Origin of the sequence: Streptomyces sp. NRRL F-5126, assembly GCF_000721265.1 — a bacterium.
GTDB lineage: Bacteria > Actinomycetota > Actinomycetes > Streptomycetales > Streptomycetaceae > Streptomyces.
In genome coordinates, this window is the sequence record NZ_JOFZ01000004.1 from 349,681 (window position 1) to 366,031 (window position 16,351).

Annotated in this window: 15 protein-coding genes and 1 pseudogene; 3 read left to right on the forward strand and 13 right to left on the reverse strand. The window is 72.4% G+C overall.

All coding sequences use genetic code 11. The features are described 5' to 3' along the window. Positions 1-2: 2 nt before the first annotated feature. Positions 3-1,193 (reverse strand): MFS transporter, encoded by a 1,191-nt coding sequence (locus IH48_RS0110045; protein ID WP_030902019.1) that lies wholly within the window; start codon positions 1,191-1,193, stop codon positions 3-5. Positions 1,194-1,560: 367 nt separating this feature from the next. Here IH48_RS0110045 and IH48_RS0110050 point away from each other — a divergent pair, with 367 nt between their 5' ends. Next, positions 1,561-2,238: a chitinase gene (locus IH48_RS0110050; protein ID WP_420705469.1), complete on the forward strand. Its 678-nt coding sequence runs from the start codon at positions 1,561-1,563 to the stop codon at positions 2,236-2,238. 32 nt (positions 2,239-2,270) lie between these two features. Here the strand turns inward: IH48_RS0110050 and IH48_RS0110055 are convergent, their stop codons facing one another. From IH48_RS0110055 to IH48_RS0110070, 4 genes and pseudogenes are all read right to left on the reverse strand, one after another. Next, complete coding sequence (locus tag IH48_RS0110055) at positions 2,271-3,143, reverse strand: YhjD/YihY/BrkB family envelope integrity protein (protein WP_078849598.1); 873 nt, start codon at positions 3,141-3,143, stop codon at positions 2,271-2,273. 278 nt (positions 3,144-3,421) lie between these two features. Further along, entirely contained in the window at positions 3,422-3,778 is a 357-nt protein-coding gene (locus IH48_RS0110060) for a PRC-barrel domain-containing protein (protein ID WP_030902025.1), read from the reverse strand. A 105-nt stretch (positions 3,779-3,883) separates the two neighbouring features. Next, positions 3,884-4,261 carry a VOC family protein gene (locus IH48_RS0110065; protein ID WP_030902027.1) on the reverse strand — a complete coding sequence of 126 codons (378 nt, stop codon included), beginning with the start codon at positions 4,259-4,261 and terminating at the stop codon, positions 3,884-3,886. Between the two features lie 200 nt (positions 4,262-4,461). Continuing rightward, a pseudogene (locus IH48_RS0110070) lies at positions 4,462-4,860 on the reverse strand (hypothetical protein); the annotation flags it as partial. A 210-nt stretch (positions 4,861-5,070) separates the two neighbouring features. Between IH48_RS0110070 and IH48_RS0110075 the strand changes: the two are divergent. Next, the gene (locus IH48_RS0110075) at positions 5,071-5,925 is read left to right on the forward strand and encodes an SRPBCC domain-containing protein (protein ID WP_030902031.1); all 855 of its coding nucleotides are present in this window, start codon (positions 5,071-5,073) and stop codon (positions 5,923-5,925) included. 16 nt (positions 5,926-5,941) lie between these two features. Here IH48_RS0110075 and IH48_RS0110080 read toward each other — a convergent pair whose 3' ends face one another. The 8 genes from IH48_RS0110080 to IH48_RS0110115 form a co-directional block, all read right to left on the reverse strand. Further along, complete coding sequence (locus IH48_RS0110080) at positions 5,942-6,712, reverse strand: MgtC/SapB family protein (protein ID WP_030902032.1); 771 nt, start codon at positions 6,710-6,712, stop codon at positions 5,942-5,944. 102 nt (positions 6,713-6,814) lie between these two features. Further along, positions 6,815-9,178 (reverse strand): alpha-xylosidase, encoded by a 2,364-nt coding sequence (yicI, locus tag IH48_RS0110085; RefSeq protein WP_030902033.1) that lies wholly within the window; start codon positions 9,176-9,178, stop codon positions 6,815-6,817. A gap of 21 nt (positions 9,179-9,199) precedes the next feature. Continuing rightward, on the reverse strand, positions 9,200-9,931 hold the full coding sequence (locus IH48_RS0110090; protein WP_420705470.1) for a carbohydrate ABC transporter permease: 732 nt from the start codon (positions 9,929-9,931) through the stop codon (positions 9,200-9,202). A 92-nt stretch (positions 9,932-10,023) separates the two neighbouring features. Further along, positions 10,024-10,983 carry a carbohydrate ABC transporter permease gene (locus IH48_RS0110095; RefSeq protein ID WP_030902035.1) on the reverse strand — a complete coding sequence of 320 codons (960 nt, stop codon included), beginning with the start codon at positions 10,981-10,983 and terminating at the stop codon, positions 10,024-10,026. 13 nt (positions 10,984-10,996) lie between these two features. Continuing rightward, the gene (locus IH48_RS0110100) at positions 10,997-12,226 is read right to left on the reverse strand and encodes a sugar ABC transporter substrate-binding protein (RefSeq protein ID WP_030902037.1); all 1,230 of its coding nucleotides are present in this window, start codon (positions 12,224-12,226) and stop codon (positions 10,997-10,999) included. Positions 12,227-12,412: 186 nt separating this feature from the next. Then, positions 12,413-13,537, reverse strand: coding sequence for a LacI family DNA-binding transcriptional regulator (locus tag IH48_RS0110105; protein ID WP_234434195.1), 1,125 nt, complete (start codon positions 13,535-13,537; stop codon positions 12,413-12,415). 109 nt (positions 13,538-13,646) lie between these two features. Further along, positions 13,647-14,102: a tellurite resistance TerB family protein gene (locus IH48_RS0110110; RefSeq protein ID WP_030902040.1), complete on the reverse strand. Its 456-nt coding sequence runs from the start codon at positions 14,100-14,102 to the stop codon at positions 13,647-13,649. Positions 14,103-14,215: 113 nt separating this feature from the next. Continuing rightward, positions 14,216-15,127 (reverse strand): UbiA family prenyltransferase, encoded by a 912-nt coding sequence (locus IH48_RS0110115; RefSeq protein WP_030902042.1) that lies wholly within the window; start codon positions 15,125-15,127, stop codon positions 14,216-14,218. 163 nt (positions 15,128-15,290) lie between these two features. On the opposite strand from IH48_RS0110115, the gene IH48_RS0110120 reads away from it, so the two are divergent. Continuing rightward, entirely contained in the window at positions 15,291-16,343 is a 1,053-nt protein-coding gene (locus IH48_RS0110120) for a type III polyketide synthase (protein WP_030902044.1), read from the forward strand. The last annotated feature ends 8 nt before the right edge of the window (positions 16,344-16,351 follow it).

Consider the following 16,351-nt stretch of genomic DNA (forward strand, 5'->3'; position numbering starts at 1 on the left):
GGTCAGGCCGTACGCGGCGGCTTGCGCAGCACGTACAGGCCCACGCCGACCGCGAGGACCATCACGCACGCCGTGAAGATGAGCCCCGCGTCCCGCAGCCCGGCGGCCAGAGTGAGCGCGCCGACGCCCACGACCGGCAGCGAGATGCCCAGATAGGCGATCACGAAGAAGGACGAGATGGTGCCGCCCCGGTGCTCGGCGGGGGCCGCCGCGGACACCGTCCCCACGGCGGCACGGAACGACAGCCCCTGGCCGAGACCGCCGCACACGGCCCCGGCCACCAGCAGCGGCAACGACTCCCAATACAGTGCCGCGGCCACCAGCAGCAACCCGGCGACCAGCACGAAGCAGCCGCCCGGCAGCGTGCGGCGGCGGCCGATGCGGTCCGTCATGGACTGGCCCACCACCGACGCGAGGAACACCGTGAACACGACCGCGCCCGCTACCGCCAGATTGCGTTCGGAAAGCGTCTGCGCGAGGAAGCTCGGTGCCACGGCTGTGAAGAGGCCGAGCAGTGCGAAGCCCGCGAAGGCGGCGGTCGCGGCGGGCGTGAAGACCCCACGTGCCTCGGGCGGCACCGTGAGACCCTGCGGCCTCAGCCGCGGCCTGCGCCGCTCGGCCACCGTCTCGGGCAGCGCCCACAGCAGCACGCACGCGGCGGCGATCAGCGCCATGTCCACGAGGAACGGCACGGTCAGTGGCGAGGACACGTACTGCGCGAGCAGCCCGGCGACGAGCGGGCCGCAGCCGAGTCCGCCCATGTTCGCCGCGGTCGCCGCGAAACCCGCGCGCGCGGCGCGCTCCCGCGGCGCCACCTCCATCACGGTGACCGTGGCGACCCCGCTGAACAGGCCGGCGGAGAAGCCGGAAAGCAGCCGCCCCAGCAGCAGCACCGGAAGCCCGCCCTCGAAGAGGAAGCACACCGCGCTCGCCGCCGACAGGCCGAGCGCGGTGAGCAGGACGGGTCTGCGCCCCACCTGGTCCGAGAAGTTCCCCGCCAGCAGCAGCACCGCGATCACGCCGACGGCGTAGACGGCGAACACGACCGTCACCACGAACTCGGAGAAGCCGAGTTCCGTCCGGTACAGGCCGTACAGCGGCGTCGGGAGCGTCGTCCCCAGCATGCCGATGGCGAACACGGCGGCCGCGGCCGGGTAACCGAGCCGGGGGCGTGTACGGGAGCGATCACTCATGGCGCCACCCTACGAGGCGGGGGAGGCGCCGGCGCGAACCGCACCCCCCGCCGGGCCGCGGTGGTGCCGCGGCAGCGCGTTGCGACGCCGACGCGCACACCCTTGACGCGAACACGCCCGTGGGTATGGTCTAGTCCAACGACGGGGCCTTTGCGAACGCAGAGGATCCGCGCATCCCGTGCCCCACACACGGGAAGTGGCGCCCCGTCATGCCCGGGGGTCCCCGCACGCTCCCGTCCGTGAACCCGGGCCAACCCCCCACAGGGAACGGGCCGCCACGGGGACGGCGGTCCTTCGAGGAGTGAAGCCCGTGCGCCGTCGCCTCATCGCCACGTTCGCCGCCACCGTTTCCGCGGCCGCGTTCTCCGTGCTCTCGTTCGCCCCCGCGCAGGCCGCCGCGCCCGCGCACCCGGCGGGGACGGACGCCGCCTTCGTCGTCAGCGAGGGCCAGTTCGACCAGATGTTCCCGAGCAGGAACCCCTTCTACACGTACGCCGGCCTCACCGACGCGCTCAGCGCGTACCCCGGCTTCGCGGGCACCGGCAGCGACACCGTCAAGAAACAGGAGGCCGCCGCCTTCCTCGCCAACGTCGGCCACGAGACCGGGGGCCTGAAGTACGTGGTGGAGCAGAACACCGCCAACTACTCGCACTACTGCGACACGACCCAGCCGTACGGCTGCCCGGCCGGCACGGACAAGTACTACGGCCGCGGCCCCCTCCAGATCAGCTGGAACTTCAACTACAAGGCCGCGGGCGACGCTCTCGGCATCGACCTGCTCGACAACCCCGACCTCGTCCAGAACGACGCGTCCGTCGCCTGGAAGACCGGCCTGTGGTACTGGGACACCCAGAGCGGGCCAGGGACCATGACCCCGCACGACGCCATGGTGAACGGTCGCGGCTTCGGCGAGACCATCCGGTCCATCAACGGGTCCATAGAGTGCGACGGCGGCAACCCCGCCGAGGTGCAGGACCGCGTGGACAACTACACGCACTTCGCCCAGATACTCGGCGTGGACCCGGGCGCCGACCTCAGCTGCTGACCGCGCCCTGCCTTGGCCGGCACGTCCGTGACTCAGAAGCTCCCGGGCGGGCCGGCCTCCGCGGCAGCGGTCGCGTCCCGAAGCCGCCGCCGCGTGCGGTTCTCGTGGACGAGCCGCCCGACCAGCGCCCCTCCGTACACCACGAAACCCACGCCGACCAGCCACGACTGGATCACCAGCACCGTGCCGAACGGCCCGTAGGTCACCGCGCTCGACGCGATGAGCGGCGAGAACACGACTTGCGAGAAGATGCGCAGGCCCAGCATGCCGAGCGCGGTCGCCGCGGCGCCCGGCACCAGCGCGCTCCAGCGCACACGGCCCGCGAGCAGGACCCGCTGGGACCACCACACGAACAGGTAGGCGGCCACCACGTCGCCGAGCGTCCCCACGACCTTCCACGGCAGCGAGTCCGAGGTCACGGGGATGTTGACGAAGATGACCAGGTAGACGATCAGGCTCGCCAGCCACACGACGTGCCGCCACATGGTGTGCCAGCGCGCCGCCGACAGGTCCCAGACGCGCTCGTAGCCCGTCTGCACCGCACCGCCGAAGCTGAGGCCGAACACGGCGAGCGCGGCGAGGCCGAGCGCGGTGGTGCCCTGGAGCGCCTGCCGCGGCCGGCCGAACAGCTGCTCGAGCTCGTGCTGCGGGCCCGCCGACACCCCGATGCCCTGCCCCATCCACCGGGCGAACCCCTGGCCGCTCGCCGGATCGGTGGCCGCGATGACGATCAGCAGCGGAACGAGGGTGAGGAAGCCGAGCGCGGCGAAGCCCATGGCACGGTGCATCAGCTCCATCTCGCGGCCCCGGGCCCAGGCCACGTCCGCCATCGAGCCCGCGAACCGGCGCCGCACGCGCAGGACCCTGCCCGGCCTGTCCACCTCGCTGACATGCTTCCGGGTCATCGCTGCGTCTCGAACCCCTCAGGTTGCGGCGGTCGCTCGGGCGGGCGCACCCGAAAGGGTGCCGGGACGCGCCCACGGCGTGGACTGGATCATATAGTCGGCCCCACGTGGACCAGTGCCGCCTCCCGGCGGGGTACACGGGGCGCTGTGCCGTGAACGCGGCCGAGGGCCCTGGCAGTTCCCGGGCGCCGGGCCGGAGCCCGAGCCGGAGCCGGAGAACGCACGGGGCGGTGCGGGCGCCCGCCCGCACCGCCCGCCTCGCACCGGCCCCGCCCGCGTCACCGCCTGCCGAGACGCCGCTCGCCGCCCGCGCCCGTCGCGTACGGCATGCCGTAGTGCGCGAACACCTTGGGCTCGTCCTCCGCGAGCAGCTCGCCGTCCACATCGATCGACGGCGCGTCCTTCGCCACCTTGCGGTCCACGGTGACCTTCAGGTAATCGGGGCCGACCGTCGCGTGCTCAAGCGGTACGAAGACCAGCCGGCGCTTGGTCGGCAGCCCGATCGTCACGGTGGCGAACGACGGGGCGTCCGTCGCCGTGTCCACGTAGACGGCCTCCAGCGTGCCGATCTTCTTCTTGCCGACATCGACCACGTCGTGGTCGCGCCACTCTCTGATGTCCTCGGGTTCGAACACCGTCCACTCGCCTCCCTGGCACCGGCTCCTACCTGCGTACCGCCAGTCTGCCGTCTACCCGGTGCGGGCGCGCTCACCGGCGCACCACGGCGGTTCGCCCCGGCCTCAGGCGGGCCGGTCCTGGAGCACGGACAGCACGTTGCCCGCGGGATCGGTGAACCAGGCGATGTACGGACCCCCCTCACGCATGATCCCGCGCTCGTCGGCCGGCATCCCCGGATAGCGCTCCATCCGCACCCCCCTGCTCACGAGCTCGTCCACGGCCGCCTCGATGTCGTCGACCGGGAAGTTGAGGACGGTGAAGGAGGCGGGGGTGTGCTTCTCCTTCGGATAGACGAGGACTCGCGTGCCGCCGGTGAGCTCGAGCGTGAGCAGGCCGTTCGCCTCCGTCACCCGCAGCCCCAGGGTCCGGCCGTAGAACCGCTTCGCCGCCTCGGTGTCGTCCACCGCGAAACCACTGAACGCCTCTGATGCACCCAACATCGCATGCCCCTCTCGCAGGCCGGTCGTCGAGGGGTGGACCGCACGGGGCGACCGTACTCATCGGTCCGGAAGGAGGATCTTCGCGATGGTGCGGTGACCGGTTACGCGCCCACGGCGCGTAACCACACCGTGTCCCCGAACGGCTCCGCCACGCTGCCCGCGAGCGCGGGGAAGCGCCGCTCCGCCCGAGGCACGGCGGACACCAGCGGCACCGGCGCCGTCCTCTCCATGCGCAGCGCGTCCACGGACTCCGCGAGCAACTCGTACTCCGTCGTGTCATCGTGGGTCGCCACCCGGATCAGCCGCCCGTGCGCCAGGTGCTCGGCGATCATCTCCTGGTGCTGCGTGTCGTCGCGCCAGGACCGCAGGGTGTGCGGGACGTCCGGCACGTCGGTGCCGACCGGGGTCAGCGCGTGGCCGGGAATGCTGCCGCCGTCCGGGGTCGGGTCGAGGCGTTCGGCGATCCAGGACGCGCGGTCGCGCAGCCACCACAGGGCGAGTGCCAGGGTGGGCGCCCGGTAGGTGCCGAGCGGGACGCCGACGCGCTGCCCGCCGCACACGCCGTAGGCGGTGACATGGCAGAGGAATTCGTCATGCACGGCCGCTCTCCTTGCGCCGTCCGTTGGGGTCGGTTGGCCGTGGGGCGATACCCGGGAGAGCAGGGACGAACATGATCGCCCCATCGTGCGATCACGTCATTATGTGACCGATGTTGACGCGCTGTCACCATATGGTTCCAGCCAGTTTCGACGAGGGTCACGCGCCGCATCTGGCCGAAACCGAGAGCAACCCTGGCAGGATGAGCGGCCATGAACGCAGACCGGTACGCCGACGCCCTCACCTCCGGCGGCGGACGCTCCATCCTGACCATGGCCCGACGGTTCGACCACCCGCGCGGCGAGGTGTGGGAGGCCCTCACCGATCCGGCCCGGCTGTCCCAGTGGTTCCCGTTCCAGGTCGGCCTGGACCCGCGCCCCGGTGGCGCGATCTCCTTCACCTCACCCGGCGGCGAGGAGCGGGGCACCACCGGCACCGTCACCGATCTGGTGCCGCCGGGCCTCTTCGCGTTCGACCGGGGCCCCGACCACCTGTCGTGGAGCGTGGCCGAGGAGGGCGCAGGATCGGTCCTGTCCCTGGTGCACACCTTCGACGATCGCGCGGAGGCCGCGAGCTTCGCCGCCGGATGGGACGCGTGCATGGCCGCGCTCGGCCGGCTGCTCGACGGCGGGCCCGTGCAGCCCCCGCACGACACGGCCGAGGCGCACGACGCGTACGTGCGCCTCTTCGGCCTCGACCGCGGCACGGCGGACAGCAGCGGTGCCATGCGCACGGTGCGCTTCGAGCGCCGGCTCACCGCGCCGGCGGCGAAGGTCTGGAAGGTGCTGTGCGCGGGCATCGAACCCGTGCCGGGGCTGCCCGTGCCCGCGGGGTTCACCGCGCCGGGCGTGCCCGCGGGCCACGTGAGCGAGGTGCATCCGCCGCACTTCCTCGGCTACGGGTGGGACGACGGCGCCACCGTCACATGGGAACTGCGGGAGGGCACCGGCCGCGGGGCACGTCTCGTCCTCACCCAGACGGGCCCGAAGACCCTCGACACGGACGAGGCGCTCGCGGCGTGGCGGTCCAGGATCGAGGCGCTCGCGGAGCGACTGCGCGAGGAGTGAGGGGCGCCCCGCCCCGTCAGTCGCCGCCGTCGTCCTCGCCGCGCAGCGAGGACACGCTCATGAGCTCCTCGAACTCCGACAGCTCCGCCACGAGCTGCGACACGCTGCCGCTGCCCTCGATGTCCACGTAGACGAGCGCGGTGCCGGCCTCGCCCGCTCTCGGCGGAGCCTCGTCGTCGTCGGGGTGCGGCGCCGCCCGGTCCACCCGCACCTGCACCACCTGGAAGCCCCGGCCGGTGGTGAACTCCAGGACGCGCGTCAGCACGCCCGTGCCGATCCGGTACGCCAGGTGCAGCCGGGTCACCTCGGGCGTCGCGAGCGCCGGGATGCGCCGCGTCACGTACGGATACCCCTGGACGACCAGGAAGTGCACACCCGTCACCCCGACGGCGAGCAGCGGCAGGCCGCCGCCGCACGCCATGCCCACCGCACAGGTGAGCCAGACCGTCGCCGCCGTCGTCAGGCCGCGCACCGCGTCCCGCCGCACGAAGATGAGCCCGCCGCCGATGAAGCCGATGCCGGACACGATCTGAGCGGCCACGCGCGAGGGGTCGAAGGAGACGTTGTCCAGGCCGAGTACCGCGTTGAAGCCGTGCTGCGAGACCTCCATGAACAGCGCGCTGCCGACGCCGACCAGCGTGTGCGTGCGCAGCCCCGCACTCTTCTGCTGGCGGGCACGCTCCGCGCCGATCAGCGTCGACAGCAGCAGTGCGAACGCCAGCTCCGCGAACTGGCGGCCTCCCTGACCCGCTGCCGGGTCGAACAGGGCGATGGCCAAGGCGTGCAACGTGGTCCCTCCTCACCCGGGCGCCGTGACGGGAACGACGACGGTACGAGGGTATGTCAGGGGCGGAACGCCGCGGTCCGCGCCACCGCGTGCCTCAGCGTGTCAGCGCCGTGGCACGGTCAGGCGGAACGTACCGGCCGGACAGTCGTACCGGGCCCCGAGCGGATCCGCGGCGGCCTCCACGGCCGTCCGGCCTGCGGCCTCGGCGGCCTCGGCGACGCCTGGGGACCCTGCGGCCTCCTCGCCCACGAGCAGCAGCCGCCACGCCGGCGCGCTGTCCGTCTCGACCGTGACCGTGTCACCTTCCGCGCGGACGGTGAACGTCGCGGCGGGCGTCCCGTCACGCGCCGGCACGACCGTCGTCGTATCGGCCGGGTCGGCGGAGCCGGCGGGGGAGTGGACGCGCAGGGTCACGCCGTCCGCCCAACTGGAGGAGGGCGTGTCGTCGCGCGCGCCGAACGGCACCACGGAGCCCGGCCGCGCGAGCAGCGGCAGCGTGCCGAAGCCGTGGGTCTCGCGCTGCCAGCCGGGACCGGTGACACACCGTCCGGTGAGGATGTTCGTCCACACGCCCGACGGCACGTAGTACTCGACGGCGCCGCCCTCGTCGAAGACCGGCGCCACCAGCAGGTCGTCGCCGAGCATGTACTGCCGGTCGAGCGTCCGGCAGGCCGGGTCGTCGGGGAATTCGAGCACCATCGGCCGGACGGTGGGCGTGCCGTGGTCCCTGGCCTGCACGGCCGCGCCGTACAGGTACGGCATCAGGCGGTTCTTGAGCCGTGTGAAGTCACGGGTGAGAGACACCGCCTCCTCGCCGAAGTCCCACGGCACCCGGTACGACGTGGAGCCGTGCAGCCTGCTGTGGGACGAGAGCAGCCCGAACTGCACCCAGCGCTTGAACAGCGCCGGCGACGGCGTGCCCTCGAACCCGCCGATGTCGTGGCTCCAGAAGCCGAAACCGCACAGGCCGAGCGAGAGGCCGCCGCGCAGGGACTCGGCCATCGCCTCGAACGTCGACTCGCAGTCGCCGCCCCAGTGCACCGGCAGCCGCTGGCCGCCGGCGGTCGTGGACCGGGCGAACACCACGGCCTCACCCTCACCGCGCACCTCGCGCAGCAGGTCGAAGACGGTCTCGTTGTAGGCCTGCGCGTAGTAGTTGTGCATGCGCTCCGGGTCGGAGCCGTCGTGCCACGCCACGTCGAGCGGCACCCGCTCGCCGAAGTCCGTCTTGAAGCAGTCGACGCCCTGGTCGAGCAGTTCGCGCAGTTTGCCGGCGTACCAGGCGCGCGCCCCCGGATGGGTGAAGTCGACCAGCGCCATGCCCGCCTGCCACTTGTCCCACTGCCACACTCCGCCGTCCTGCCGCCGCAGCAGGAAGCCGCGCGCCATGCCCTCATCGAACAGGGCGGAGCGCTGTGCGATGTACGGGTTGATCCATACGCAGATCCTCAGGCCGCGCTCCTTGAGCCGGCACAGCATCCCGGCCGGGTCGGGGAAGACGTCGGGGTTCCAGACGAAGTCGCTCCAGTGGTAGGCGCGCATCCAGAAGCAGTCGAAGTGGAACACGCTCAGGGGCACGCCCGCGTCCGCCATGCCGTCCACGAACCGGCCCACCGTCGCCTCGTCGTAGTCCGTGGTGAACGACGTGGAGAGCCACAGCCCGAACGACCAGTCGGGCGGCAGTGCGGGGCGCCCGGTCAGGGCCGTGTAGCGCGCGAGCACCTCCTTGGGGGACGGGCCGTGCACGACGAAGTACTCAAGCGACTGGTCCTCGACGCTGAACTGGACCTGGCCGACCGCCTCGGAGCCCACCTCGTACGACACCCGGCCCGGGTGGTTGACGAAGACGCCGTAACCGCGGTCGGTGAGATGGAACGGCACGTTCTTGTAGGCCTGCTCGCTGCTGGTGCCGCCGTCGGCCTGCCAGATGTCGACGCTCTGGCCGTTCTTGACGAACGGGGTGAAGCGCTCGCCGAGGCCGTAGACGTTCTCGCCGACCCCCAGGGCGTGCCGCGCCACCATGAAGTGGCGGCCCTCGCCGTCGGTGACGAATCCGGTGCCGCGGGGGCCGATCGAGGTGAGCCGGCGCTCCCCCGCGGTGAAGTCGAGTTGCCACGGCCCCGCGGTGTCGACGGTGAGCGTCAGCCCGCCCGACCGCAGGGACAGGGTGCTGCCCTCCTCGTGGGTCGTGGCGTGGCCGCCGTCCTTCGTGCTCAGCGCGAACTCCGGGCCGGGGGACGGGCGCCCTGCGTGGTGGGTGGTGCGCACGCCGATCACCCCCTCCGCCGGGGACCAGCACTCCACCGTGATCAGCGGGCCGTTGAGGGTGTCACCGCGGTGCCGGACGTTCCTGACCGGCGCGTACAGCGTGAGCCGGTCATCGGCGACGACGGCGTCCGCCACGGAAGCCGCGTGGTGCGCGGTCATCCCCGGGCGCATCAGCCAGTAGCCGTCGGTGAACTTCATCAGGCGTGCTCCTGTTCGGTGTTACTTGACTGATCCGCCGCTGATGCCGGCCGCGACGTACTTCTGGGCGAGCACCAGCAGGATCGCGGCGGGCACGGCGGAGACGACTGCCGTCGCCATCACGGCGCCCCAGTCGCTGACATGGGCGCCGATGTACTCGTACATGCTGAGCGTGACCGGCTTGACGTCGTCCGTGGTGTTGAGGGTCAGTGCGAACATGAAGTCCGACCACGCGAAGAGGAACGTGAACAGGCCCGACGTGATCAGCGCGTTGCGGCTCATCGGCAGCACGATCCGCACGAAGGCCGTGAAGCGGTTCGCGCCGTCCACGAGCGCCGCCTCCACCACCTCGCGCGGGATGGACACCATGAACGCCCGCAGCAGCACCAGCGAGAACGGCAGCCCGAGCGAGGCGTCCGCGAGGATCAGCCCCAGCACCGAGTTCACCAGGTGCAGGTCGACGTAGGCGCTGTACAGCGCGTTGGCGACGACGATGCCCGGCACCATCTGCGTGATCAGCGTGCCGAACACGATGGTGCGGCTGCCGCGCAGGCCGAACCGCGCGAGGCCGTACGCCGCGGGCGCGGCCAGGGCCAGGCACACCACCACGGCGCCGAGCGCGACGACGAGGCTGGTGACCAGCGAGCCGCCCTGACTGCTCAGCGCGCGCCGGAAGTTGCCGAGCCCCGCGTCCACCGGGAACCAGTCGGTCGAGGCGAGGCCCTCGCCGGGCTGGAGCGCGATGTTGACCATCCAGTACAGCGGGAACAGCAGGATCACGAGGATCAGGACGGCGATCACGGTGTTGCCGTGCCGCCGCGGTGCGCTGGTGTGTTTCACGGCGCTCACTTCCCCCGGCCGAAGTCGGCCCTGTTGGCTCGCAGGTAGAGCACGGCGAAGACGGCGCTCACCGCGATCAGAACGTTTCCGACGACGGCGCCCTGACCGAAGTCGAGCTGCTCGAAAGAGAGTTGGTAGGTGACCGTGCCCAGGGTCTGGGTGGCGTCCGCGGGCCCGCCCGCCGTCAGGGCGAGGATCAGGTCGAGGATCTTCACCGTCGACATGAAGCCGAGCACGAGGACGACCGTCACCACGGGGCGCAGCATCGGCAGGGTCACACTGCGGAAGGTGCGCCACGCCCCGGCGCCGTCCAGGGCCGCGGCCTCGTGGAGGTCGCGCGGTATCTCCTGCAGTCCGCCGTAGAGGATGACCATGTTGAAGGGGATGCCGATCCAGACGTTCACCAGGATCGCCGAAAGGAGCGCGACACCGGGGCTGCTCAGCCACGGCACGGGACCCGAGGAAAGGTGCAGGCCGGTCAGTACGGAGTTGATCACACCGGTGTCCTGGTCGAGCAGTTTGCGCCACACGATGGAGGTGACGACCATCGGCACCAGCCACGGCAGCAGCAGGACGGCGCGCGCGAAGCCGGACAGCCGGAAGCGGCGCGAGAAGAACACCGCGAGGGCGAGCCCGATCACGAACTGCCCCAGCAGCGATCCGGCCGTGAACACCAGTGTGTGCCACAGGGATCCGGTGAACAGCGGGTCGGAGAAGACGGCGCGCCAGTTGCCGAGCCCGTTGAACGGCGAGCTTCCGGTGAAGTAGGTGCGCGGTGTGTAGTGCTGGAAACTCATGACGATGTTGCGCACGAGCGGATATCCGAAGAAGGCCAGCATGTAGAGCACGGCCGGTGCGACGAAGCACCAGCGCAGCAGCCCGCCGCCGCGCCCGCGTCCCGCGGTCGTGCGTTCGGCCGGCGGCCGGGTGCCCGCGGGGGCCGCTCCTGTGGCGGTGATGGTCATGTCCCGTCTCTCCTCACTCGCCGGCCGTGGCCCGGGCCTGGGCCTGCTTCAGCGCGGCGCGAGGGCTCGCACCGCCGGTCAGCACGGACTGGAAGGCGCCGGACAGCGCGTCCGACACGACGGGCCACCGGGCGCCCACCCGGTCGGTGCGCGACCTCGCGGTGGCGACCTCGCTCGCGAAGGCGGCCAGCTTCGGATTCTGCCGTGCGTACTGCTCGGCCGCGGCGGTCATCGTCGGCACGTTGTTGACGGACTCGCCCCACGCCACCTGGTTGCGCTGCTCGTTGAGGCAGTTGATGATCTTCGCGGCGGTGTGCTGCCTGCCCGTGTCGCGGGTCTGCGGGATCGTCATCACGGTGCCGCCGATCGGCGGCACGACCGGGTCGCCCGCGTTCGGCACGGGTATGGGTGCGACAGCCCAGTGCAGGTCCTTGTGCTGGTCGAGCACCGGCACCTGCCACGGGCCGTTGATCATCATGGCCGCCCTGCCGGCGATGAACTGGTCGTTGACGTCCTGCTGGTTCCACGTGACGACCGCACTCGACGCCGCCTTCCCGGCGACGAGGTCCTTCCACAGCTGGAGGGCCGGCGCGCCCCTGCCGTCGTCGAGGTGGGCCTCGTCGCCGCCCGCCGACCAGAAGAAGGGGAGGAACTGGTAGACGCCGTCGGCGTCCGGTGTCGCACTGAACGCCATGCCGAAAGTCGAGCCGTGCGTGAGCTTCTTCGCCGTACTCTTCAACTCGTCCCACGTGGTGGGCGGCTTCAGGCCCGCGCGGCTGAGCAGGTCCTTGTTGTAGATGAGCGCGAGGGAGTTGACCGCGCGCGCGACGCCGTACTGCGTGCCGCGGTAACTGCCCATGGTCACCGCGCTCTTCGACATCCCTGAGACGTCGACGCCAGCCTGCCGCACGGGTACGAGGCCGCCGGTGGCGGCGAACTGCGGCACCTCGGAGCCGTCGAGCTCCAGGATGTCGGTGAGCGAGTGCGACGACGCCATCCGCAGTGCCTTCGAGGCCACCTGGTCGGCCGGCACGCTCGTCTGGCGGACCCGCACCCCGAGCGGCTTCGCGCACAGGTCGAAGAACTTCTGCTCCTGCGCGTGTTCGAGGCTGTCGGTGGCCGAGTTGAGCACCGTGACGGTGCCCGGGTCGGGGCCGCTCGCGCACCCCGTCACTGCGGTGGCCGCCAGCGCGGCGGCGGACATCACGGCCGCCGCCCTGAGGCGGTGGCGGGTCGGATCCATGGTCGGTGCTCTCCGTTCGGTCTACGGATCTGCGAGAACGCGGAGGCCACCCGGGCGCGAGCCGTGCCGCAGAAGCTGTCGAATCGATTCGACTGGGTGACGCGGTGATGGTAGGCCCTCCAGGGGGCCCGGACAAGACCTTGCACGGCGCAGCACCGCGGCGGGCGCGAAAACGGACGGAAGACGTCAGAGGGCCGGGGGCCGCGCGGTGAGGGAGCCCGTGGCCCCCGGCAGCAGGGTCGGCGGTACGAGCAGGTGGCCCACCGACTCGGCGAGCAGCCGGGCGGCCGGCCGGTCGTCGGCTCCGTCAAGACCCGCGGCCGGGGCGCGCAGCGCCTCCGCGGCCGCGACGGCGAGCCTCGTCACCTCGACCGCCAGCGTCCGCACCGGCAGTTCGATCCTCGGCAGCCTGCTGCTCGACGGATCGTCCGGCAGGGTACCGATCACGACCATCGCCAGGTCCTCGGGCACGCGCAGGCCGGTCGCCGCGTGCAACGACGCCAGGATGTGGTGGTGCGCGGACGGGTGCTGCACGACCAGCGCCGTCGGCCGGCGCCCCGCGACCGGACCGCCGCCCCGCCCGTCACCGAACAGGACCCCCAACCGCGCGGCCATCCGGTCCGGGTCGTCGAGCGCGTGCGCCACCTCGACCGCGCACCCTGCCTCGGCCGCGCCTCGGCGTGCCCCCGCGATCCCGCGCAGCGCGTAGCTGCGTCCCGCCGACACCTCGCGTTCGGCCGGCGCCAGGTACACCAGCTCACGGTGGCCCGCTGCCGCCAGCGTGCGCACCGTCGTGGCCGCTGCCTCCGCCCAGTCGAGGTCGGCCCACGGCAGCGCGTCCTCGTCGGCCGGCCTGCCGATCAGCGCGGCGGGGAAGGCCAGTTCGCGCACGACGTCGATGCGCGCGTCCTCCATGTCGACCGCCATCAGCACCGCCGCGTCGGCGAGCCCGCTCAGCGCCACCCGGCGCAGCCCCTCGGCCTTGTCCTCGCTGGTGGTCAGCAGCAGGTCGTAGCCCAGACCGTGCGCGGCGTCGCTGAGTTCGATGGCGAACCTGCCGTCCACCGCATGCCGCCCGCCGGCCGCGCGGGGCAGCGCCAGCGCGATCACCCGCGTGCGGCTGCTGCGCAGCGTCCTGGCGCTGGCCCGCGGGTGGTAGCCGAGGGCCTCCACGGCCTCGCGCACCTTGCGCCGCGTCTCCTCCGAGATGGACCGCGAACCGTTGAACACGTAGGAGACGGTGCTCGGAGCGACCCCTGCCCGCTGGGCGACGTCCCTGATGGTGGCCATCTTCTGGCCCTTCGACGACACGATGGGCCATGCTATCGAACGGGCGGGAACGCCGGCGCGCGGGCGATCACGGGGCGCCCCGGACACGCTCGTCACCCACCTGTCACCCGGCGCGGGTGACAACGGGACCTCAGAGGTCGAACTCGTGCGGCGGCAGGCCGAGCGCGTAGCACGCCTCCCGCACCACGGCCTGCTCCGACTTGTCGAAGTTGCCGTCGGCGCCGCCGATGACGATGCCGATCTGGATCACCGCGCGGGCCTCCGCCGGCTTCTTCTTCGCCTTCGCGATCTCCTGCAGCACCCCCACCTTGCCGAACGCGAAGTCCGCCTGGAGCTTGCCGACGTTGTCGTCGAAGCGGCTCTGCAGGTCGGCGGCGGGGAAGTTCTGGAGCACGTCATTGGCCGTGATCAGCGAGGCGACCCGCTGACGCTCAGAAGGGTCGACGGAGCCGTCGGCGGCGGCGACCAGGGCGCACATTGCCATGCTCGCGTCACGGAAGGCACCGCTCTTGAGGTCGTTCTTCTTCGCCGTCAGCTGCGTCTGCATCGTCGCGGCGGATTCCTTGAAGCGGTCCCACAGGGCCATGCGGTCATCTCTCCTCGTAGATCAGGTCGTGCCTGCAGGGTCAACGCCCGGCAGGCACGGAAGGTGCCCGGCCCGAAGCCGCCCTTCGGGTGAACCTCGCACAGGGCCCCGGCTCAGGCAACCGCCGCCCCCTGCCACAGCAGCAGGGCCACGTCGACGGCCGCCACCAGGACGGCGGTAAGGAACGGCAGCCGCGGCCACCGGCGCCCGGCCGCGGCGCCTGCGGCGGCCGCGGCCACCGCCGCGCCCACCGCAGGCCCGGCCGCCCAGGCCGGCCTGCCGAGCGCGAGCAGCACCGTCGCGGCCACCAGCGGCACCGGGAGCAGCGCCCGCACGGCGCCCTGCCCGAGCCGCTGCGGCACGCCGCGAACCCCCGCCGCCAGGTCGTCCTCGATGTCCGGCACCACGTTGCCGAGATGCGCGCCCACCCCGAGCAGCGCGGCGGCGCACACGACCCGCCAGGCGGGTGCGGGCGAGCCGGGCAGCCCGAGCGCCACGAACGCGGGCAGCGACGCGAACCCCACCGCGTACGGCAGCGGCGAGAGCACCGTCGACTTCAGGCCCGCGTTGTACGCCCAGGCGCCGCCGACCCCCGCGAGGTGCACCGCCCCCGCGAGCGGCCCGTACGCCAGCGACAGCGGGACGCACAGCGCCAGCGCGGCCAGTGCCGCCGCCCGCACCCCCGCCGACGTCACCGCGCCGCCGGCCACCGGCTTGTCGCGGCGCCCCGCCGCCACGTCACGCGCCGCGTCGATCGCGTCGTTGCTCCAGCCGACCGACAACTGCCCCGCGAGCACCGCCGCCGTGACGAGCAGGCAGCCCGTCGCCGTCTGCCCCGAAGCCACGGCGACCCCGGCGACCAGCGCCGTCACCGCGACCGTCGGCCCCGGATGGCAGGCACCGAGCAGCGCGGCCGCCCGGCGTGCGATGCGCGGGACACCCCGGGTGCCGGGGGCGCCCGGCCCGGCCCGCCCGGCGGGCGAGGGATGCTGTGCGGTCGTCATCGGCCGCTCGGTGGCGTCCATCCGGCCATCGTAGGCAGCGGGCCGGCCGATGGGCCCGCATGTCACGCCGCGCCGCGGGAAGAGGGAACGTCATACTTCCGTCAGGGGCCGTACCGGCGATCTGGCGTGTGACCGCACGCCGTGCGGGCAGTGATGTCACGTTCCCGACCTGATCGGACACCGGATGACACGCATCGGAGCCGTCCACGGGGTGCTTGCCGAGCACCGGTACGCCCAACGCGAGATCACCGACATGGTGGCACGTACCTGCCTGCCGCCGGGCGGGGACCGGCGGCTGCTCGACCGCCTGCACGGCAGCGCGCGCGTCGAGCGGCGGGCGATGGCCCTGCCACTCGAACGGTACGTGTCACTCAGCGGCTTCGGCGAGACCAACGACGCGTTCATCGAGACCGCCGTACCTCTCGGCGCCGAGGCGGTCACGGGCGCGCTCCGGCAGGCCGGGCTCTCGCCGCGCGACGTCGACCTGCTGATGTTCACCTCGGTCACCGGGATCGCCGCACCGTCCGTGGACGCGCGCCTCGTCGGCCGGCTCGGCCTGCGCCCCGACGTCAAGCGCGTACCGGTGTTCGGGCTCGGCTGCGTGGCGGGCGCCGCCGGCATCGCACGCCTGCACGACTACCTCGCGGGACGGCCCGACGACGTCGCCGTGCTGCTCTCCGTCGAACTGTGCACCCTCACGTTCCAGCGCGACGACCCGTCCGTGGCGAACCTCGTCGCCACCGGCCTCTTCGGGGACGGCGCGGCCGCCGTCGTCGCCTGCGGGGCACGGCGGGCGGGCGCGGGGCCCACCGTCGTCGCCACACGCAGCCGCATGTACCCGGACACCGAGGCCGTGATGGGCTGGGACATCACCGGCTCCGGGTTCAAGGTGGTACTCGACGCGAGCGTCCCCGACCTCGTGCGCAAGAACCTCGCCGCGGATGTCGACGGCTTCCTCGCCGACCACGGCCTGCGGCGCGAGGACATCACCGCGTGGGTGTGCCACCCGGGCGGCCCCAAGGTACTCGAAGCCGTCGAGGAAGCACTCCGACTGCCGGATGACGCACTGGAGATGACGTGGCGCTCGCTCGCGGCGGAAGGCAACCTCTCTTCCTCGTCCGTCCTGCACGTCCTGCGCGACACGCTGGCGGAGCGGCCCCCGCCGCCCGGCACCCCCGGTCTGCTGCTCGCGATGGGACCCGGCTTCTGCGCCGAACTCGTGCTGCTGCGCTGGTGACAGGCGTG

Coding starts and splice junctions, on each gene's coding strand:
- IH48_RS0110095 (WP_030902035.1), bottom strand. CDS start 10,983: ATGACCATCACCGCCACAGGAGCGGCCCCCGCGGGCACCCGGCCGCCG.
- yicI (WP_030902033.1), bottom strand. CDS start 9,178: ATGAAGTTCACCGACGGCTACTGGCTGATGCGCCCGGGGATGACCGCG.
- IH48_RS0110120 (WP_030902044.1), top strand. CDS start 15,291: ATGACACGCATCGGAGCCGTCCACGGGGTGCTTGCCGAGCACCGGTAC.
- IH48_RS0110100 (WP_030902037.1), bottom strand. CDS start 12,226: ATGGATCCGACCCGCCACCGCCTCAGGGCGGCGGCCGTGATGTCCGCC.
- IH48_RS0110090 (WP_420705470.1), bottom strand. CDS start 9,931: ATGGTCAACATCGCGCTCCAGCCCGGCGAGGGCCTCGCCTCGACCGAC.
- IH48_RS0110110 (WP_030902040.1), bottom strand. CDS start 14,102: ATGGCCCTGTGGGACCGCTTCAAGGAATCCGCCGCGACGATGCAGACG.
- IH48_RS0110075 (WP_030902031.1), top strand. CDS start 5,071: ATGAACGCAGACCGGTACGCCGACGCCCTCACCTCCGGCGGCGGACGC.
- IH48_RS0110055 (WP_078849598.1), bottom strand. CDS start 3,143: ATGACCCGGAAGCATGTCAGCGAGGTGGACAGGCCGGGCAGGGTCCTG.
- IH48_RS0110115 (WP_030902042.1), bottom strand. CDS start 15,127: ATGGACGCCACCGAGCGGCCGATGACGACCGCACAGCATCCCTCGCCC.
- IH48_RS0110065 (WP_030902027.1), bottom strand. CDS start 4,261: ATGTTGGGTGCATCAGAGGCGTTCAGTGGTTTCGCGGTGGACGACACC.
- IH48_RS0110045 (WP_030902019.1), bottom strand. CDS start 1,193: ATGAGTGATCGCTCCCGTACACGCCCCCGGCTCGGTTACCCGGCCGCG.